The organism is Streptomyces longispororuber (genome assembly GCF_024448165.1).
Taxonomy (GTDB): Bacteria; Actinomycetota; Actinomycetes; order Streptomycetales; family Streptomycetaceae; genus Streptomyces; species Streptomyces longispororuber_A.
Genome location: NZ_JAMOLN010000133.1, coordinates 1 through 19,920, shown reverse-complemented (window position 1 = coordinate 19,920; position 19,920 = coordinate 1). Strand labels below are relative to the sequence as shown.

Genomic DNA, 19,920 nt, shown 5'->3' with positions numbered 1-19,920 from the left:
CGGATCCGTACGGAAAGGGTGACCCCGAAGCCGCCCTCAACTCATCGCTCAGCCGTCCCACAGCGTGTCGTGGGCGCGGTGCGCGTCGGTCAGGCCGTTCGTGAAGAACCGCTCGTAGTACTCGCCCTCCACGTGGTGCGCCTGCAGCCAGATCCCCGGCACGTGGATGGCGTCCGTGTGCGCGGGGAAGCGGCGGTGCGTGGCGAGGATGTACGTACAGATGTCACGGGCGCAGTCGATGACACGCTCGTCGTACTCGCTGGCTTCGGCGAGATAGCGCTGGCCGTAGTCCTCCTTGTAGATCCGGGTGAAGACGTCCTTGTCGCCGTACGTGCCGCCCGTGCCGAACTTCGACTCGACGACCGCGTCGACCGCGTCCGACATGGAGGCATGGGTGGGCGGGCAGGCCGCCGCGATCAGCGGCTCGCCCGTCGCCGGATCGGCCAGGCTCACCGGGTGCGAGCGCAGCGCCGCGTACGTGGGCAGCGGGACGTGCCAGCGCCACAGGTCCGCGAGCCGCCAGCGCGGCGTGACGAACGTGAAGCCGAGCATGTTCCCGTAGACCTTGCGGAACTTCGGGTCGCCCAGGGCGATCTGCGGGTTGATCGACGCGTGGATCCAGGCGCCGAGCCCCATCGCCTCCGCCGTCAGCATCGCGGTCTGCAGCAGCAGGTCCGCCTCGATCTGGGTGCGCATCGGGCCGAGCGCGCCCAGCGGCAGCTTCAGGTCCTTGTTCAGGAAGCCGTTGGCCATCCACTTCTTCACGCCCGCCGGACGGTACAGATTGCGGTCGTCGACGAGCGTCGGACGGGCGCCGTCCGGCTGGGTGAGTAAGTACATCAGGGCGTTGATGTACTGGTGCGAGAGGTCGACGACCGGGAAGAGGACCGTCGTCCCCGGCAGATTGGACAGGAACCGGTTCGAGTCCAGGTACGCCGGGAAGTCGCGCAGGCCCTCGGCGACGTCGAGGCGGTGGTCGAGGATCCGCACCTTGGTCTTCCTGGCCCGCTCGACGAGGGTCCGCGCGTCGAACGGCTCGTGCGGGGCGGGGTCAAGGCGGCGCAGGAAGTACGTGCCGCTGTCGTTGATCAGGAAGAAGTGCGTGCCCTGCGCGTTGTCGGGGCTGCCGGCCGTGCGGCCCGTCATGGTCAGGTTCGGCTTGGCCATGATGGGCTTGCCGTCCCGTGGGTCCTCGAACGGGCGGTCCGGCATGGTCAGTCCGGTGGAGCCGGTGACCGCGATCAGCACCGCCTCCTCCAGCTCGCTCAGCGGCTCCGCCTTGTGCGGCGAGCGGTAGCTCATCGAGCCGGCCGGCACCGACGCGCCCCGGGAGACCCGGTGGGTGCGGCGGCGCCAGACCGTCCTGAGGAACGGGCGGGCGAGCAGATCGTCAAGACCTTTGTGTCCTGACGTATCGTCAGCCGTTGCCATGGGACGCCCCGTTCTCCAGCGGCGGCACCGGCCGCCACGGCGCGAACGCGCTCGCCTCGCGTGGCAGCAGACCCGCCAGCTCCGGGCAGTGCCGCAGCACGACGGACTTCATGCCGCCCTTCTCCACCCAGTCGATGCCGAGCGGCGTGTAGATCTCCGGCCGGTAGTCGACGGTGAGGAAGCGGTCGCTCTGCAGCCGCCGCGTCGCCATCAGGATGAAGATCCGGAACGCGGTGTCGGAGAAGCCGAAGCCGGTCGGCGGGTTCTCCGCGAACAGGCCGACGACCGTGTCGATCTCGTCGACGCCGCGGTAGACCTCCTTGAGCCGGGCCAGCGTCTCCGGCTCCTGCGTCAGGTCCTCGAAGCGGCGGATGCGCTCCTTGTGCAGGCCCGCGCGGAAGTCGTTGTAGCGCGGGACGCCGCGCCGCCGGGTGCGCACCAGGTCGACCACCGACAGGTCGATGATCTCGCCGTCGCGCTGGAAGTGCTGCAGCGACTTCGGGTAGTTGTGCAGCGTGATCGCGCCCGGGTGCGCGATCCCGAACGAGTACAGCGTGTCGGCGAGCCCCGTCTTGCGGATCTGGCTCTCGGCGGCCGCGCCCTGGATGTCGTGGAAGCCGACGGTCTCCAGGCGCTGTCCGAAGTGGTGCTCGCGCAGCTCGTAGTCGTCGGGGATCAGCGGGTGCATCCGGTAGACCGTGACGAAGTCCTCGGTCAGTGAGTACGGCGCCCCGTGGTGGTCGGGCATCGTCTTCGGGATGCCGGTCAGTGAGTGCGACTCCAGCAGCCACAGACCCAGCTGGTTGAGCCAGTTCCGCGGCGGCCCCTCCCAGTTGGTGCGCAGCCCGATGTCGATCGCCTTCGTCGCGAGGATCGCCGGGGTCCACTCCACCGTGTGGATCTTCGCGATCAGCGCGGAGACCACCAGCCGGGCCGTGTGGTAGATCCGGTCCTCGCTCATCGACGGATACGTGGTGCGCAGCGCGTCGCACACCGCGTTGTGCTCCCGCGCGAACAGCGTGTGCATCGCGCTGAGCCCCATCCACCAGTTGTCCTTGAACCCGGTGATCGGGATGCCGGTGCGGTCGATGGGGATGTGCCCGCCGTCGAGCAACAGCCGTGCGCCGCCGTCGGGTTCGCGCAGCTGGCGGGCCGTGTCCTCGTCGCCGCCGTACACCTCGGAACCGTCCCACCAGTGCGAGGCGGTGTTCCCGAAGAGGATCGGCGGCTCGTCGCCCGGCACGTCGATGCCCTCGTTCTCCGCGAACCGCATCACGTTCTCTTCGGGCCCGTCGGGATGGTTCACCCAGGTCCCGCCGCCCGGCGGCAGCGGCACCTCGACCGTCTTCCCGCCCTCCTTGTAACGGCGGTGGTTCACCCAGTCGTGCACCTGGAACTGGATCCAGGCCGCGGCCAGCACGTTCAGGGACGTCGCCGGCACGAAGCTCTCCCGGGTGAGCAGCTGACGGCTGACCGTCACCGGGTTCGGCGTGTCGAAGAGGTCGGGCCGGTACGCCGGCTTCAGATTGCGGCCGAACGCCGCGCCGACCGCACCCATCTTCGGCGCCGACAGATCGTTGTACGTGCCGTCGTACGAGCGAGAGGTGCGCAGCCGCTCGTCGACCGGGACCGGCACCGGCTGGGTCCTCGGCGGCGCCTCGGGCACCTCGGTGTCGACGAGGTTGAACCGGCGCAGCACCTTCCGCAGGAACACCAGGTTCAACAGGCTGGCCTCCAGCGGGAGTTTGTGCCACGGCACCACCCGGTTCAGTACCCGGAAGGCGACCGCGACGGGGGCGCCGAGGACGCGGTTGCGCAGCGGCTCCTCGGTCGTGAAGCGCGCACCGTGCCGCTGCGCCGAGCTCGCCTCGTACGCGACCTTCCTGGCCCGGTTGATGTTGCCGAGCGGCCTGAACTCCGGTGTGGTGAACCAGGGGCTGAAGGCCAGCTCCTCGATCCTGCGCGCCGCCGAGCGGGCCTCGGCCGTCGTGATGTCCTGCTGGGGCAGGGTCAGCCGGGCCACCGGCAGCGGTGGCGTGATCGCCTCCTGCCATTCGACGGAGCCGTCCTCGACGGGGGTGCGGCGCTCGTCGACGTAGCGCTGCAGGCACAGGTCGAAGGCGACGTCGCCGCGGGAGAGCCGCTGGGCGAGCTCCTTGTGCAGGAAGTCCGGGTCCTTGCGGTCGGGGCGCGGCTCGGCGCCGCCGCCGACGGCCGGGCGGAGCAGGAAGCGGACCGGGCCCGCCTCGCCCCACAGCATCGCGCCGCGGCTCCAATAGGTCTCGCGGGCCAGGCTGTTGACGGTGTGCCGGGTGGCGGCCTGCACATTGCGCCGCATCCGGTTCGCCGTGCCGAGGCCCACCGCGAGCGGCAGCTTCACGAAGAGCCCGAACGCCTTCTGCAGCGGGCTGCGGGCGCCGGCCATCGCCTTGGCGAACGCCACGAACTCACGGGCGTCGCGGGCGTGCGACACCGGGAAGCTCGTCGCCAGCAGGTCGTGGCTCTCGTCGCCGGTGACCTGGACGCGCACGGCCGCGCCGTGCAGATCGGGCGCGCCGTCCGGGCCGCGCATCCCACTGGCGTTGGAGAGCCGCACCGTCGCCGGATACTCGGCGCCGGGCTGGGCGAAGCCGCAGCGCAGCGCGGCCGGGAGGTCGTCGGCGAAGCGCAGCCGGGCGTTCTCCACGCCCAGCGCGGCCTTCGCGTGGAAGGCACGCTCGTAGCCGGACGCGCCGGAGGCCCGCCGGTTGGCGACCTGGACCTTCATGAGTTCACGGGCGAGGCGCTGGAACACGAGGCGCTCGGCCTCGGGACTTCCGCCCTCGTACCGTTCGTACTGTGACGACTCGTACGGAGTCTGACGTTCGCTCTCGGCCATCGGTTGCCGTCCCTGTCGTGTGCTGTACGTCGGGAGGTCGTGCTGCGGGGCGTGCTCTCGGAACCTCGGACATGGCTGTCCCGTACGGGGGAGGGGCAGCGACCGTATCGGCGCCGTCGGACGCGCCGCAGCGCCGCTTCCCGCCATGTCCGTGCTCCGCACCTGTACGCGAACTCCCGTACGGACAAAGGGATTCGGGCATGTCAGCGGCAGGCGTCCGGCCGCCCGTGGCGGGGCCGGGAGACGGGCCCCGCACCCTGCGCCGCGCACCCCACATCCGCCCCTCCCGACGGCGCCGCCGATGGCCGGTCAGCGACGGCTTGACGGCATCCGGCGCCGGTGGTGCACTCGGCAGCCCGCCGCCCCGGAGGTGCCCCATGCGGGACGAGACCGAACACGGGCCGAGCTTCGCCGACCTGCGGCCGATGAAGGAACCGACGTTCGTCGAGCCGGGCCGGGTGACCTTTCCCGTCTACCCCGACCTGCCGGAACGGCTCCTCGACGACAAGGCCCACCCCGACCCCGACGGAGTGCTTCCGCACGTCCTGGCGACCCTGTCCGCGTACGCCTACGCCGGGTACGACCAGGGCTGCGACGCCGCGACGGTCGCCATGATGGCCACCCGGCTCGGCCTGGAGGACAACCGCTGCCGCGTCTTCGAGCAGCGCGTCGACGCCCTCTACGTCTCCTCCGCCGCCTACCTCCTCCAGGACCGGGAGCGCCGCGTCGCGATCCTCTGCTACCGCGGCACCCAGCCCGAGGACATCATCAGCATCCTCACCGACGCCGACGTGCACCCCGAGACCCTCCGCGTCGACCTCGACGGCGTCACCCACGAGGTGCACGCCGGCTTCTACCGCAACATGCGCGCCACCCGGTACCTGATCCTCCAGGCCCTGGACCGCGCCGTGCGCGGCGAGTCCGTCGACCCGCGCGAGGAGGGCACGTACGGCGACGGCCTGGAGGCGCTCTACATCACCGGGCACAGCCTCGGCGCCGCGATGGCCGCACTCATGGCGGTCACCCTCGTCCACGAACCGCGCTACGCCCACATCGCCCGCCGGCTGCGCGCCGTCTACACGTTCGGCCAGCCCATGCTCGGCGGACCCGACTTCGCCCGCGCCTGCGAACGGGCGACCGACTCCAACGGCACCCGTCTGCTGCGCGACCGGCTCCTGCGCTACATCTACGACCGGGACGTCGTGCCCGCGCTGCCGCCGCGCCCGGTCGGCCCCTACGCGCCGTTCGGCCGGGAGTTCCACTACCGCAGGCCGCGCCACGGCGTCGACGCGGCGTTCGCCGCACTTGCCGACGCCGCCGCCGAGGCGGTCTCCCTCCCCGGCGATCTGCTCACCGGCACCGGCCCGCTGCCCCGGCTGCGCCGGCTCGTCGCCGTCCCAGGCCGGGCCCGCGAGCAGGGCTGGGTCGAGCGCCGTGACCCCGCCCTGCCCTACCCGCAGATGGACAGCCTCGCCGGGCTCGCGGTGGTGGCGCCGCTGGCCTTCTTCGCGACGCGCCTCGCACTGACCCGGTCCCTCCCGTTCAAGTACTCCTTCGAGGACCACGGGCCCGGCCGCTACGTCAACGCCCTCGCTCCGGAAGGGGTGTTGAGCGAGTTCGGCGACGTGCGCTGATCAGGAGCGGCCGGTGGTCAGTCCTCGCGGTCCAGGCAGAGCCGCCCCTCGGCGAGTTCCGCGGGGGCACCCGGGCGGAACGCGATCGTGGGGGAGGGCACCCACCCGCCGCCCACCAGCCGGACCGTGCGCACCGCGAGGACGTGCGCGTCGCCCTCGCGGGCCACGAACACCTCGTTGAAGCCATTGGGTTCGTCGGTCTCCCCACTGCCCAGGGCGGGCGCCCCCGCGTGCCGCGTCGTCCACTCCTGCGGCATCCCGAGGAACCGCTCGGCGGCCAGGAACCCCAGGTGCGTGTGGCCGTGCAGGACCAGCGACGTCTCGGCCGCCGCCAGCGCCCGCTTGGCCTGGCCCGCGTTCACCACGCCCGCGTACGGGGCGATCTCCACCGCCGGGACCGGGGACAGCGGATGGTGCAGCGCGGCGAGCGTCGTGTAGCCCGGCTCGGGGCCGAGCCGGTCGAGCACGCCCCGCGACACGACACCCGGGTCGACCCGCTCGAAGTCCAGGACCAGCGCGCCGAACCGGTCCTCGTCGTCCGTCGCCGCGAACTCGGCCTGCGCCGCCTCCAGTTTGCGCCGGTCCTCGTCCCGCGCCGCCTCGCCGCCCGACTCGGCCGAGCCGAGCAGCGCGATCCGCAGCCCCGCCTCCGGATACCTGACGTACAGCCGCCGCCGGTCGTGCCGGGACTCCTGGAGGTCCGGGTGCGGGAACTCGGCGAAGGTCTGCGCGAACCACTCGTGCCGCGCCTCGGGCCGCGGATCGAGCGCCAGGTCCCACGACACGTCGTGGTTGCCGCCGACGAGCAGCACCCGTGGATCGGCGGGCCGCAGATCGGGATGGTCCGCGAGCGCCTTGGCCGCGCTGCGCAGCCAGTTCAGGGCGAGCCGGCCGAAGGACGGGTGGGGGCGGTTCACCAGGTCCCCGGTGACCACCAGCAGATGGGGGGCACGGCCCTGCTCGCCGAGCCGGCGCAGATGCTTCAGATACTGGTCCATCGAGGTGCCCGCGCCGGTGAGCCCGGCCAGCCTGAGGCCCGCCTCCGTGGGGTCCTTGGCGTCGACGTTCGACCGCAGACTGCCGCCGTGGTGCAGATCGGACACGTGGTGGATGCGGAGCACCTCGGGCAGATGGCGGGCGAGCACCGGATCGGCGGCCGGGACGGCGGCGCCCACCCGCTGCTGCCCGGCGGCACCCGCGGTGCCGGCGGTCTCGGTCTCGCCCACCGGCACCCCGGACCGCAGCCACCGGTCCGCGCGCAGCCGCGCCCGCCCCTGCCGGGACAGGCCGTTGTGGAACCACTGGTCGATGTAGGCGTGCTGGTGCACGGCCGTCTCGTACGCCGCCCTGTCGAGGGCCGCCATGTCCTCGCGCAGTGCGGGCTCCGACTCGGCGGTGTGCAGGGCGAGTTCGAGCAGGAACGGGGTCTGCAGCCAGCCCGGGCAGTGCACCCGGAGCAGCTCCACCAGTCCCGGCGCCCAGCCCGGCTCCCGCCCCGCCATCCGGTCGCACTCCTCCGGCGCGAGCCGCGGCGGCCGCAGGACGTCCTTGGGGTGGTCGACGCCCAGGTGCGGTGCCAGCAGCTCGTGTTCGCCCGGCGTCGCGAGGACCACGGGGATCGCCCCGGCCTCCCGGACCTGCTGCAGACCGGAGGCGAGCACCGCCGGATCGACCCCGGGCCCCGAGCCGCGGTCCGGACAGAGCGCCGGCTCGTCGACGAACAGCACGGTGCCGTGCGGGAGTTGCGGCGCCGAGCGGCGGCCGATCAGACAGCCGAGCCCCTGCCGGCGCACGAGCGCCTCGCCGGCCCGCAGGTCGACCAGACGCGCCGTGCCCTCGGGGCGGGCGCCCGCCGCCGCCCGGGCCAGCCAGCTCTTGCCGGCCCGCCGCCCCATCACGACGAGCCACGCTGCGCTGTTCGGCTGCCGCCCGTCCACCAGGGGGCGGGCCCAGGACGGGACGTGCTCCCCGGGGAAGCGGATGTCGAGGTCGTGCGCGTAGGCCTGGTTGGGGTGGTAAGTGTTCATGGTCGTCAGTCCCGGAGGTCGTTCGTCTTCGTTCGCGGCGGTCCGGCGGTGTGCCGGGTCACGGCCGCGACTCCCCGTCGCGCAGCGAGCTCTCGCTGTGGCCGATCCAGTCGAAGAACGGCCGGTCGGACAGCCAGGTGTCCCCGTGCCGCAGCAGGCCCACCTCCCGCAGGTCGTTGCGCTGGGCGCGGGCCGCGTCCACCGGCAGCCGGCCGGGGTCCGCGAGCAGCGCGGCCCGCCCGGCCCGCCCGATCTCCGCCCAGCGCGCCCGGAAGTGGTGGTCCCACTCGACGAGCAGCCGCTGCTCCACCAGCTCGGCGAGGGCCCGGTCGTCGGTGAGCGGCCGCACCTCGTTGGCCTGGGCCGCGCGCACCACCGCGTCGCCGACGACCTGGAGGTAGAACGGCCAGGTCCCCACCAGGCCGAGGACCGCCCGCCCGGTCCGGTCGGGGGCGATGTTCACCCCGAGGTTCTCGGCGGTGCCGGTGAGGAACTTCAGCGCCGACTTGTCGTCCAGCGGGCCGAGGACCCGCGCGTTCACGTCGTTGCCGAAGCTCGACCCCGGCGCGGTCAGCGCCCAGTGCACGACCTGGTGCCAGTCCTTCTCGGTGCCGGTGTAGACGAGCCAGGCCCCGGCCTGGCCCAGATCGCGCAGCCAGGACACCACGCCCGGGTCGTAGTTGACGAGCCGGCCGATCTCGTCGAGCAGGAACGCCATCCGGTCCGAGCCCGACCGCTTGCGCACCTTGTCGATGAGGCGCTGGGCGGCGCCGGGACCGGACAGCCGGCGGTCCAGGAGCCGGGCCAGCGCGTCGGGCGTGTCGATCCGGCCGCTGGACGGCAGCACCACGATCGGCCGGACCGCCGTCGCGCCGTCCGCGCGCAGCCGCCGCCACAGCTCCTCCAGCACCCAGGTCTTGCCCGCCCGGCGCGGCCCGAGCAGCGCGACCGAGGCGCCGGTGGCGTGCCGGTCCCGCAGCCAGGCCAGCTCCGCCTCCCGGCCCACCGGCCGGCCCTTGCCCGTGCCGACGTGGAACTGGTCGGCCACCAGCGGCAGGTCCTCGATCCGGAACGGGCGCTGGCTGCCCTGCCCCTGCGTCGTCTCCCGCTGACGGGCCTCCGCCGCGTACCGGGCGAGCGCGTCGGTCTGGCCCTGCCGTGTCGTCGGCCCGGGCAGCGTCGCGATCTGCAGCAGCCGCCCGCTCTCCGCGCTCAACGCCCTTCCTGCGGGCTGCACTTGAGGGATGCGCTGATGGGTGAGCCCGAGGCTCGCGTATCCGTCGGGGTCCGGCAGCCGCAGCACCAGGAGCCGCTCGGTGAGCGACACGAGCCGCCGGGTGCTCAGGATCTGCGGGCCGCCCGCGAGGACCGTGCACACCCCGACCTGCGGACCGCCGCGCAGCACCGCGTACAGGTCCTCCACCGCCCGGCCGCCGTCGGTCGAGCCCATGCTGGTGAGGAACTCCTCCCAGCCGTCGAGGAGGACGAGGAGGTAGTGCATCCGGCGCGGTCCCGCCACGGCCTGCCGCTGGGCGCCGATGCCCGCGAAGCCGCCGTGCGAGAGCACCTCCTGGCGCCTGCGCACGGTGGCGGTGAGCATACCGAGCAGCCGCACCATGTGATCGGGCCTGCCGAGGTTCACGACGGCGCCGCAGTGCGGGAGTTCGGTGAGCGCCTGCAGCGCGCCGTCGCCGCAGTCGATCCCGTACACGTGGACGTCCGCCGTGCCGTGCTGGCGGGCCGCCGCCGCGGCGAGCGTGCGCAGGAACTGCGAGCGGCCCGTGCGCGGCGCGCCCACTATCCGCAGGTTGCCGTCCCGCGCCAGGTCCAGGATCGCCGGGCGCTGCGTCTGCTCCTCGGGCGCGTCCTCCAGGCCGAACGCGAGCGGCGCCAGATCGCGGCCGCGGCCGGGCGGCTGGATGTCGGTGAGGGAGAGGACCTCCTTCAGCGGCGGCGGCAGCGGCGTGTGCGGCGCCGGGATGGCGAGCAGCGACGTCGCCTCGCACAGGGCGTCCACCAGGAGTTCCAGATCGGTGGTGCCGACCGAGTCGGGTTCGGCGTGCAGCTTCAGCGGGGCCCGCCGCTGGGTGCCGTACGGGACGACGTCGTCCACGTCGACCGTCTCCCGCCCCACCGGCCGGTGCGGTGCGCCGACGCGGGCGCTCTGCACCAGCAGCGGGTCGGAGGTACCGGTCCTGATCAGGGCGAGGCCGGGCGACGAGGCGCTCAGGTGCGCGGCGTCCGGCGCGTCGATGACGTCGAGGCTCTCCCCGGTGTCCATGAGCCGCAGCGCGATCCGCAGATTCGTCAGGGCCCGGATCTCCGGGCCGACGACGCCCGCCGGCCGCTGGGTGGCGTACACGAGGTGCACGCCGAGGGAGCGGCCGCGCCGGGCGATCTCCACCAGACCCTGGAGGAAGCCGGGCTCCTCGGCGGCGAGCGAGGCGAACTCGTCGATGACGATGACGAGCCGGGGCAGCGGCCGCAGTACGTCCTCCGGGCCCTCCGGCTCCTGGGAGCGCAACTCCGCGTACTCGGCGATGTCCTTGGTGTGCGCCTCGAACAGCCGCCGCTCGCGGCGCCGCAGCTCGGCCCCGAGCCCGTGCAGCACCCGGTCCCCGAGACCCGCCCCCACGTCGTTGACGACGGCCACCGTGTGCGGGAGCCGCACCAGGCCGCGGAAGGCCGCGCCGCCCTTGTGGTCGACGAGCATGAACGTCATCTCGTCCGGCCGGTTCGCCACCGCGAGCGAGGCGATCCACGTGCACAGGAACTCCGTCTTGCCGGAACCGGTGGTGCCCGCGACCAGGGCGTGCGGCCCGTCCCTGAGCAGATCGAGGGCGACCGGGGTGGGCGTCGAGCGGCCGATGAGCACCTCGGTGCCGCGCGGCGACGCACCCCAGCGCGCCGCGATCTCCCGGGAGTCGGGGGTGCCGAGGCCCAGCAGGTCGAGCAGCCGGTGCGGCTGGGGGCGCAGCTCCTCGGCGGCCGCGTCCCGCAGCGGGGCGACGGCCCTGGCCATCTCGTCGAGCCAGCGGTCGGACACCTGGTCGGCGAGACCGGTGACGTCGGCGCGGGCCCGCCGGGTGAGGGTGAAGCGGGTGCCGGCCGGGGACCCCGCCGCGGTCCGCAGCGCGAACTGCTCGACCTGGACGACGGCCGAGCACTCCGGGGGCAGCGAACGGCTGTCAGGCCCCAGACAGATGACGTACACCCCCGACGCGGGCCCCTCGCGCAGCAGTTGGGACACCCCGGGCAGCGACGTGAGGGAGCGCGCCCCGTCCAGCACGAGCACCAGACTGCGGCGCACCCCGTCCGCGTACCGCACGGGGCCGCGCTGCTGCCGGTCGCGGAGCGTGGCCAGCGCCTCGGCGATCTGCCGGTGGTGGCCCACGTTGTCGCAGCTGATGCGTGGCCGGCCGGCGCCGTCGTGGGCGCGGACGCCCGGCAGCCAGCGGGCGAACCGCCAGTCGGGGGCGCCGGACGGCGAGGTGAGGACGCGCAGGCCGACGTCGGCCGGGCTGTGCAGCAGCGCCACCTGCGCGACCAGCCAGGCGCACAGCCGGCGGGCCGGCTGGGTGGGACCCGCGACGCCGAGGACGCCGGTGGCCGGCAGATCGAGGGCGACGGGCACGGGCGTGCCCACCGCGCCGGTGGAGCCGAGGCGCAGCAGCAGGTGGTCCTTGTCCCCGGTGCGCCGCTCCCACAGCCGGGCGGACTCGCCGAAGACCCCGTTCATCAGCTCCGCGGGCCACGGACGCAGGATCTCCGCGGCGGTCCTGACCGCGTCGTCCCACCTGCTGCGGAACCAGCGCAGGGACCGCCCCGAGCGGGCGGCGCGCACCCGTACCGGCGGCACGGTCACGGCCGGCAGTTCCGTGGCGCGGGTCCGCGGCGGCCTGCGGAACATCATGCAGCCGTCGCTGCCGGGCGTCAGGAGCTCCGGCGGCAGGGCGGTGAAGTCGGGCGCGGGCGACTTCGCCGACGGCGCGGGTCGGCCGAGCCACACCCGGCAGCCGTCCCGCAGCGGCGACTCGTCCAGCGGCCCGTCGTGCGGTTCGAGGACCGCCGAGGGCCCTGGCCCGCGCACCGAGAAGTACGCCACGTCGTCGAGCCCGCACAGCCGCCCCAGCGCGGCCACCACCGCGCGCACCGGAGTGTCCCCCGCGGCCTCCACCACCACGTCCCGCTCCGCGCCGTCCGGCGCGATCACCGTGAAGATCCGGCCCATGCCGATCGCCCCCGTTCGTTCCCCCGACTCAGCGCCCCGCAGGCGGTAACCCCGCGGGCCCCGGCACCGTCGTCTGGTCCTTCAACTGCTGTTCGCTGGCCTTGAACTCGGTGAGCCAGCTCGCCGTCTCGCCCTCGACCTGGCTGTGCACTGCGGTCACCAGACCGCTGATCAGTTCCATCCGGCGCTCCAGGTCCTGCCGGTCCTGCCGGTCCTGCCGGTCAGGGCCGGCAGGACCGTCCGGCGCCGCGCCCGCGCACAGCAGCTCCTCGCGGGTCCACGCCAGCCGGAACTCGCTCAGTCTCGTCCGCAGCGCCTGCGCCGCCGCCATGTCCCGCATCCACGCCGCGGACAGCCCGAAGAAGTGGTCGAAGCCCTTGCACCCGGCGGCCAGCGCCAGCAGGACGTAGCCGAGCGCCTGCGGCGGGCCGCCGCTCATCGAGCTCGCCAGCGGCACGGCCGTCCCCGCGACGGCCAGCAGGATCGTCAGTCCGCGGATGAAGCGGGAGCCGCGCCGCTTGAGCCGCCGGTCCCGCAGGTACCAGTCGATCGCGTCCTCGGCCTCCTGCTCGGCCCACGCGCGGATCGCGACCAGCGCGTCGCGCCTGGCCTGCGGCGTGCCCGACGCGATCGCCGGGAAGGGCCGGCTGCGCAGGTCGCCCCGCGGACGGCCGCGCCCGTCACCGCCCGTGTCACCGCTGATCCCCCGAAGCAGCATCAACACCACCTGGCCATAGGCGAGTTCACTCACTGTGAGCGTAGCCGGTCAGGCCGCTCCCTGTCCCCGCCGTGCACCGGTCACGCCATCTGACGCCGCACCAGTTCGTGCAGCCGGCCGCCCGCGTCGGCCAGCAGGTCGGCCGGCGGGCCCTGCTGGACGACGCGCCCCTGCGACATGACGATCACCCGGTCCGCGTCGAGCACGGTCGACAGCCGGTGCGCGATGACGACCCGCGTGGCGTGCAGCGCCCGGGTGCTGTCGATCACGATGCGCTGCGTCTCGTTGTCGAGCGCGCTCGTCGCCTCGTCGAAGAAGAGCAGCCGGGGCCGCCGGATCAGCGCCTGCGCGATCATCAGACGCTGGCGCTGGCCGCCGGAGATCGCGCCGCCGCCCGAGATCATCGTGTGCAGGCCCATCGGCATCCGCTTGATGTCCTCGGCGAGCCCCGCCATCGCCGCCGCGGCCCACGCCTCCTCCTGCGTGAACGACTCGGCGCCGCAGATGCAGTCGAGGATCGACCCGGTCAGCGGCTGGGCGTTCTGCAGGACGACCCCGCACTGCCGGCGCACCGCCGCCTGGTCGAGCGCCGAGAGGTCCTGGCCGTCGTACAGGACGCTGCCGCCGACCGGCGCGTCGAAACCGATGAGCAGGCGCAGCAGCGTCGACTTGCCGCAGCCGCTCTCGCCGACCACGGCCACGAACTCGCCCGGCCGGATCGACAGGGACACGTCGTCCAGGACCAGCGGGCCGTCGTCCGCGTACCGGTACGACAGCCCGCGGGCCTCCAGCGCCCCGGTGAGCTCGCCCGGCTGGGTCGCGGCGCCGCGCACCTCGGGCTCCGCGTCGAGCACCGGCTTGATCTGCTCGTACATGGGCAGCACGGCCGCCGCCGAGATCAGCGCGCCGGTCAGCTGGGTCACCGATGTCAGCAGCATCGTCACCGACGTGTTGAACGTGAGGAACGCCGCCGCCGACAGACTGCCCCGGGCCGGGCCCGCCAGCAGCATGAACATCACCAGCGAACACAGCGGCAGATAGACGGCGTTGAGCACCGTCGTCACGTTCTTGATGCGGCCCGCGCGCCGCTGCAGCTCCCGGCTCTGGGCGAACTCCTTCGCCCACGCCGCGTACGCGAAGCTCTCCGCGCCCGCCACCCGCAGCTTCGGCAGCCCGCGCAGCGTCTGGAACGCCTGGTTGTTCAGCTTGTTGCCCAGCTTGACGAGCCGGCGCTGCCAGCGCAGCTCCCACAGCCCGAGCGTGAGGAACACCCCGGCCACGACCACCAGCATGGCGAGCGCCGCGAGCGCCAGGGGCACGCTGAAGAGGAGCAGCAGGGCGAGGTTCATCGCGCCGATCGTCGTCGACTGCACGACGACCGGGCCGACGCCCGACAGCAGCCGCCGGATCGCGCTGATGCCCATCGCGGCGCTCGCCAGCTCACCCGTGGACCGCTCGGCGAAGAACCGGGTCGGCAGTCTCAGCAGCCGGTCCCACACGGCGGGCTGGAGCACGCTCTCGACCCGGCCCTCGACCCGCAGCACCGTCAGGTTCTGCAGCAGCATGAACACCGCCGACACCACGCTCGTGACGACGATCGCGAGGGACACCTGGGTGATGAGGTCCGTCTGCGCCTTCGGCACGAACGTACCGAGCACCTGCCCCGTGGCGACCGGCACCAGCGCGCCGAGCCCCACCGTCACCAGCCCCGCGAGCAGCAGCCGGCGCACGTCGCCGCCCATCCGCCGCATGCTGAACCGCATCAGCCGCCACGGGCTCAACTCGCCCTCGGGCAGCGGCCGGTAGAGCAGCACCGCCCGCTCCTCGAAGTCCTCCGCGGTGTCCTCGTCGATCCGGCTGCGCCGCTCGCGCGGCCCGCTCCCCGGGGTCACCGCCTCGTAGCCGCCGCGCCGCCACAGCAGCGCGACCGGCGCCCCCGACGCGGCCCGGAAGCCGACCAGCGGGCCGGTGTCCTGCCGCCACCAGTCGCCGGTGAGCCGCACCGGGCGGGTCCGGATCCGGGACGCCACCGCGATCTGCTCGACCGGGTCGATCCGGTCGCTGACCGCGCCGCCGCGGCCGGGCTCCACGAGCCGGATGCCGACGGCGTCCGCCACCACCTTGCAGGCCGCGTACGTCGCGTCGGCCCCGGCCTCCGCGCCGCGCCCGCCGCGTCTGCGGGGCGCGCCGATGGAGTCGAGCAGGGTCCGGTCGGCCTGCTCCCGGACGGCCTCGCCCGCCCGGATCCCGGCCGCCGCCCGGTCCTCGTGCGCGCTCTCCAGCCGTTCGATCCACCGGTCGAGCGTGGACAGCAGCCGGTACTGCTGGTTCACCATGCGCTGCCACAGGGCGGCGTCGACCAGCAGATCGGCCGCGGCGTCGGCGGCGAACGCGGCACCGTACTGCACGCTCCCCGGGGAGAGCTGGGGCCACAGCACGTCGTCGTCACCGACGAGGCCGGGATCGTGCGCGTCGACCGTGCGCCCGTCCAGCGGCGCCTCGAAGAGCACGCGCTGGCCGCGCCCGACGCCGAGCGCGAACGCCTCCTCCAGCAGGCTCCACGCCATGTCGTAGCCGCCGCCGTACGCCCCCTGGTCGGGCGTCGGGGTGTACGGCAGTTCGCGCAGCGCGATGCGGCGCACCGCGCACCCGGCCAACGGGCGCCCCACCAGGATGTGCTGAGTGCCCTCTACGGGGCCGAGCAGCAGCGTGCCCGGCTCCAGGCGGCCCAGGAAGTGCCAGTGCCCCTGCTCGTACGCGTCCACGGCGAACAGGTCGAGCGCGCCGTCCACGACGAGCCACAGCACGTGCGGCCCCTCCAGCGGCAGGCTGCGCAGGCCCGTGCAGTCGACGGGTGTGCCGAGGCCGCCGAACGCGGCCACCACCTGGTCGGACGCGGACGCCGAAGGGAACTCGGCCTGTGTGTAGGTCACTTCAGTGCTCCCTCACCAGTTCGGCATAGGCGCCGCCCGCCGCGACCAGGTGCTCGTGCCGGCCGCGCTCGACGACCTGCCCGTGGTCGAGGACCACGATCTCGTCGCTGTCGCGCACCGTGCTCAGCCGGTGCGCGATGACCACGCACGCGCAGCCGCGGCGCCGGATGTTGTCCATGACGGTCTGCTCGGTCTCCGCGTCCAGCGCGCTGGTCACCTCGTCGAGGACGAGGATGCTGGGGCGGCGCACCAACGCCCGTGCGATCTCCAGGCGTTGGCGCTGCCCGCCGGAGAAGTTCCGGCCGTCCTGCTCGACCCGGCCGTGGATGCCGCCGGGCCGCCGCGCCACCACGTCGTACAGACTGGCGTCGCGCAGCGCGTCGGTGACCGCGTCGTCGGTGATCGAGGGGTCCCACAGCGCGACGTTGTCGCGGACCGTTCCCTCGAAGAGGAAGACGTCCTGGTCGACGAAGGACACCGACGCCGCGAGCGCGCCGCGCGGGATGTCGTCCAGCCGCGTCCCGTCGATCCGGATGACGCCCTCCCACGGCGCGTACAGGCCCGAGATCAGCCGGGACACCGTCGACTTGCCGCTGCCCGAGCCGCCGACGAGCGCCACCTGCTGGCCCGGGCCGACCGTCAGTGAGAAGCCGGTCAGCAGCGGCTTGTCGAGGGGGCTGTAGCCGAAGGTGATCTCCGACAGCTCGACGTGACCTTTGAGCCGGCGTGTGCTCTGCACCTGCTCGGGGCGCGCGTACAGCGTGTCGACGGGGAAGTTCTCCACGTCCTTGAGCCGGGCCACGTCGGCGGCGAAGTCCTGGATGCGGCCCGCGACCCCGTTCAGTCGCGTGATCGGCGCGGTGAAGCGGGTGACGAGCGCCTGGAACGCGACCAGGAGACCCACCGACAGATGGCCCTCGACGGCTCGCAGGCCGCCGATCCAGAGGATCAGCGCGCTGTTCAGCGTCGCGAGCGTCGGCGCGACGACCCCCAGCCAGGCGCTCGGCACGCCGAGCCGCTGCTGCTCCTCCAGGGTGGTCGCGTGCTGCCCCGCCCACCGCCGGAAGTACCCGTTCTCCCCGCCCGTGGCCTTCATCGTCTCGATCAACTGCAGCCCGGTGTAGCTGGTGTTGGTGAGCCGCGCCGTGTCCGCCCGCAGCTTCTGCGTCCGGGTCGCGCGCAGCCGCACGACGACCCGCATCGCCACCACGTTGAGCAGCGCGATGCCGACGCCGACCATCGTCAGCTGCGGGTCGTACGTCCACAGCAGCGCCGCGTACAGGAGGACCACGATGCCGTCGACGCCGGCCGCGGTCAGATCGCGGGCCAGGGTCTCGGAGACCGCGTCGTTCGACTGGAGCCGCTGCACCAGGTCGGCCGGACTGCGCTGCGCGAAGAACGTGACGGGAAGCCGCAGCAGATGCCCGAAGAAGCGGGCGCTGCTCAGCGTCGAGGAGATGATGCGGCCGCGCAGCAGGTTCGCCTGTTGCAGCCAGGTGAGGGCGCCGGTCAGCGCCACCATCGCGCCCATCGACGCGAACAGCGCGCCCAGCAGGGAGGTCTGATCACCTATCAGGAACAGGTCGATGTACGTACGGCTGAGCGCGGGCACCGCGGCGCCCACCGCGACGAGCAGCAGGCTCGCGAGGAGCGCGGCCAGCATGGTGCCGGTCGTGCCGCGCAGCCGGCCGGGCATCGCCTTCAGGACGCCCGGACGCCGCCCGCCGGTCCGGAAGCCCTCACCCGGCTCCAGGACGAGCACGACCCCGGTGAAGCTGGTGTCGAAGTCCTCCGCCGGCACGAACCGGCGGCCCTTGTCCGGGTCGTTGATGTGCACGCCGCGCCGGCCGAACCGGCGGCCGGGGCCGTCGTAGACGACGTAGTGGTTGAACTCCCAGAAGAGGATCGCCGGGCCCTGCACGTCGGCGAGCGCGGCCGGTTCCATCTGCATGCCCTTGGCGGTCATGCCGTAACTGCGGGCCGCCTTGAGGAGGTTGCTCGCCCGCGAGCCGTCGCGCGAGACGCCGCAGGCGATGCGCAGCTCCTCCAGCGGGACGTGCCGGCCGTGGTGCGCGAGGACCATCGCCAGGGCGGCGGCGCCGCACTCGACGGCCTCCATCTGGAGCACCGTGGGCGTGCGGACCTTCCCCCGCCGCTTGGGCGGCGGGGGAGCGGGCCGGGCGCGACGGCGTCCACCGTGTCCCGCGGGCGGCAGTGAGGTCGTGGTCACGGCAGCAGCCAATCGATCGGGCGCTGCTCGGCGAGGTGCACGGCGCCGGAGGCGAGGGTCATGGAAGTGAGGGCGTAGGGCGGGCCGCCGTCCGACGACCAGGCGTAACCGGATCTGCTCGCGGACGACCTGGTGAGCTCCACGAGCACGGGGACCCGCGTCCCGCCCTTGGTGAACTGCGCGGCCAGCTCGCTGTCGCCGAGGAAGTCGGCGACCTGCCGCCGCGTCTGCGGGCTGCGGCCGACCGCCTTCACCCTGCCGCGCAGCACCCCGTACTGCTGGGCGGTGGGAACGGTCAGGTCGACGGCGGCGTCGGCCGGCACGTTCGCCGCGCCGGTCGCGGGCACGTACAGCATCGCCAGGAGCGGATCGTCGGCCGAGCCGGTCTTCTCCAGCGTCGCCACGTCCGAGCCGGTCGTGACGACCGAACCGATCCGTGCGACGAGCGCCGTGACCCGGCCCGCGTCGATGGCCCGCACCGCCCGGTCGCCCTGCTCCGTACGGACCTTGAGCAGCGGCGCGTCCTTGCGGACCCGCTGCCCCTCCTTCACGTACACGCCGGTGACCTGTCCCGTGACGGGGGTCTGGAGCACGTAACTGCCCTGCCCGTACGTGAGGATGCCGGCCGCGTCGAGCGTCGAGGACACCGAGCCGGTCACCGCCCACACGCAGGACGCGGCCATCACGACGACGGTGACGGCGAGGGCGAGCAGCCCCTGCGGCCGCGCGAGCCGCACCGGGAGGTCGAGCTCCTCCGGCGACTGCAGCTTGGACAGGGCCTGTTGGCGGAACTGCACGCGGTCTTTCCCTTACGTTGCCGAAACCGGGCCACCCGACCGGGCCCGGACGCGCCCGTAGGCCCCGGAACCCGTCAGGGTCCCGAGGCCCGGGGTTCGCCGCCCGTCAGGTGAGCGGCGGAACGATCCGTCGGATCCGGCTCAGAGGCCGGCGACCAGACCGGTGGCCAGGCCCGTCACGGCGCCGGTGTTCACGCCGGTCAGGCCCTCGACCGTGCCGGTGAGGCCGGTGACGACGCCCGAGACCGGGGCGATGCCGTCGACGGTGGCCGTGGCCTGGCCGACGAGGCCGCCGACGAGACCGCCGGAGACGTTGTCGAGCTCGGCGTCGGAAATCTCGAGGGTCTCAACCTGGGGGGTGTTGTTCATGATGTGAGCTGCCCTTCTCATGGGTATTTCGATAAACGCGGAACGCGTCGGACATCGGTGGATCCGAAATCCGGTGATGTTCTGCGGTGCGCAGGATCAAAGCACGTCGACGCATCGCACAGCCAATCGGAAGGTCCCCGGTCAGGGGGGATGTGCGAGGTCAATTCCCAGGAGGTGCAGGCCTGTTCACGGACCCGTGGCAGCTCCTTCACAATCTTCACGGAGGGAAATGTGAACGGGTTGTGTCCGCATTCGCCAAAGGGGACACTCGCGCATCAAAGGGTTCCGTTGCCTGGGCCGTGCAATGGATTTTCATGAACCGACGTGACTGCCCTGCGCAATCGCTGTGCAGGTTTCTGGCACACCACCGCCGCAGCCGTGAGCACCGCCGGCGGCACGAACCCCCACGGCGCCGCGGCCCGCCACAGCGCGACCGTCGCCGCGGCCGCGCCGACCACCGCGAACAGCCGGCCCGCCACCCACCACTGACCGGCCCCGCGCGCCGATCCGTCGACCGTTCCGGTCACCAGCGTGGTGAGGGTCCCGGTGAAGTAGGTGGTGGGCGCGGCACCCGTCCCCGCCGCGACCATCGCCGCGGACTGCCCGCCCATCGCCACCGCGGCGACGACCAGCAGCACGTCGCGCCACGCCCCGGACGGCTCCCCGCCCAGC

General features: G+C 73.3%; 11 protein-coding genes. 1 reads left to right on the top strand and 10 read right to left on the bottom strand.

Annotated features, from left to right (window positions below):
- Positions 1 to 48 precede the first annotated feature (48 nt).
- Both M4J07_RS31025 and M4J07_RS31020 read right to left on the bottom strand, forming a co-directional pair.
- The gene (locus M4J07_RS31025) at positions 49 to 1,431 is read right to left on the bottom strand and encodes a hypothetical protein (protein ID WP_255977144.1); all 1,383 of its coding nucleotides are present in this window, start codon (positions 1,429 to 1,431) and stop codon (positions 49 to 51) included.
- Complete coding sequence (locus M4J07_RS31020; RefSeq protein ID WP_255977142.1) at positions 1,418 to 4,309, bottom strand: peroxidase family protein; 2,892 nt, start codon at positions 4,307 to 4,309, stop codon at positions 1,418 to 1,420. The genes M4J07_RS31025 and M4J07_RS31020 overlap by 14 nt, the downstream gene beginning before the upstream one ends.
- Before the next feature lie 377 nt (positions 4,310 to 4,686).
- Here M4J07_RS31020 and M4J07_RS31015 point away from each other — a divergent pair, with 377 nt between their 5' ends.
- Positions 4,687 to 5,943 carry a lipase family protein gene (locus M4J07_RS31015; RefSeq protein ID WP_255977140.1) on the top strand — a complete coding sequence of 419 codons (1,257 nt, stop codon included), beginning with the start codon at positions 4,687 to 4,689 and terminating at the stop codon, positions 5,941 to 5,943.
- A 17-nt stretch (positions 5,944 to 5,960) separates the two neighbouring features.
- Here the strand turns inward: M4J07_RS31015 and M4J07_RS31010 are convergent, their stop codons facing one another.
- The 8 genes from M4J07_RS31010 to M4J07_RS30975 all read right to left on the bottom strand — a co-directional run.
- Complete coding sequence (locus M4J07_RS31010; protein WP_255977139.1) at positions 5,961 to 7,970, bottom strand: metallophosphoesterase family protein; 2,010 nt, start codon at positions 7,968 to 7,970, stop codon at positions 5,961 to 5,963.
- Positions 7,971 to 8,028: 58 nt separating this feature from the next.
- Positions 8,029 to 12,201 (bottom strand): FtsK/SpoIIIE domain-containing protein, encoded by a 4,173-nt coding sequence (locus M4J07_RS31005; RefSeq protein WP_255977137.1) that lies wholly within the window; start codon positions 12,199 to 12,201, stop codon positions 8,029 to 8,031.
- 28 nt (positions 12,202 to 12,229) lie between these two features.
- The gene (locus M4J07_RS31000) at positions 12,230 to 12,919 is read right to left on the bottom strand and encodes an SLATT domain-containing protein (protein WP_255977135.1); all 690 of its coding nucleotides are present in this window, start codon (positions 12,917 to 12,919) and stop codon (positions 12,230 to 12,232) included.
- An 80-nt stretch (positions 12,920 to 12,999) separates the two neighbouring features.
- Positions 13,000 to 15,852 carry an NHLP bacteriocin export ABC transporter permease/ATPase subunit gene (locus M4J07_RS30995; RefSeq protein ID WP_255977133.1) on the bottom strand — a complete coding sequence of 951 codons (2,853 nt, stop codon included), beginning with the start codon at positions 15,850 to 15,852 and terminating at the stop codon, positions 13,000 to 13,002.
- Between the two features lies 1 nt (position 15,853).
- Positions 15,854 to 18,082, bottom strand: coding sequence for an NHLP family bacteriocin export ABC transporter peptidase/permease/ATPase subunit (locus M4J07_RS30990; RefSeq protein WP_255977131.1), 2,229 nt, complete (start codon positions 18,080 to 18,082; stop codon positions 15,854 to 15,856).
- Entirely contained in the window at positions 18,079 to 18,879 is an 801-nt protein-coding gene (locus M4J07_RS30985) for a DUF2118 domain-containing protein (RefSeq protein WP_255977129.1), read from the bottom strand. Before M4J07_RS30985 ends, M4J07_RS30990 begins: the two co-directional genes overlap by 4 nt.
- A gap of 141 nt (positions 18,880 to 19,020) precedes the next feature.
- The gene (locus M4J07_RS30980) at positions 19,021 to 19,248 is read right to left on the bottom strand and encodes a type A2 lantipeptide (RefSeq protein WP_255977152.1); all 228 of its coding nucleotides are present in this window, start codon (positions 19,246 to 19,248) and stop codon (positions 19,021 to 19,023) included.
- Between the two features lie 275 nt (positions 19,249 to 19,523).
- A partial coding sequence (locus M4J07_RS30975) for a DUF1275 family protein (protein ID WP_255977127.1) occupies positions 19,524 to 19,920 on the bottom strand: 397 nt, incomplete at its 5' end.

Coding starts and splice junctions, on each gene's coding strand:
- M4J07_RS31020 (WP_255977142.1), bottom strand. CDS start 4,309: ATGGCCGAGAGCGAACGTCAGACTCCGTACGAGTCGTCACAGTACGAA.
- M4J07_RS31025 (WP_255977144.1), bottom strand. CDS start 1,431: ATGGCAACGGCTGACGATACGTCAGGACACAAAGGTCTTGACGATCTG.
- M4J07_RS30980 (WP_255977152.1), bottom strand. CDS start 19,248: ATGAACAACACCCCCCAGGTTGAGACCCTCGAGATTTCCGACGCCGAG.
- M4J07_RS31015 (WP_255977140.1), top strand. CDS start 4,687: ATGCGGGACGAGACCGAACACGGGCCGAGCTTCGCCGACCTGCGGCCG.
- M4J07_RS31000 (WP_255977135.1), bottom strand. CDS start 12,919: ATGCTGCTTCGGGGGATCAGCGGTGACACGGGCGGTGACGGGCGCGGC.
- M4J07_RS31005 (WP_255977137.1), bottom strand. CDS start 12,201: ATGGGCCGGATCTTCACGGTGATCGCGCCGGACGGCGCGGAGCGGGAC.
- M4J07_RS31010 (WP_255977139.1), bottom strand. CDS start 7,970: ATGAACACTTACCACCCCAACCAGGCCTACGCGCACGACCTCGACATC.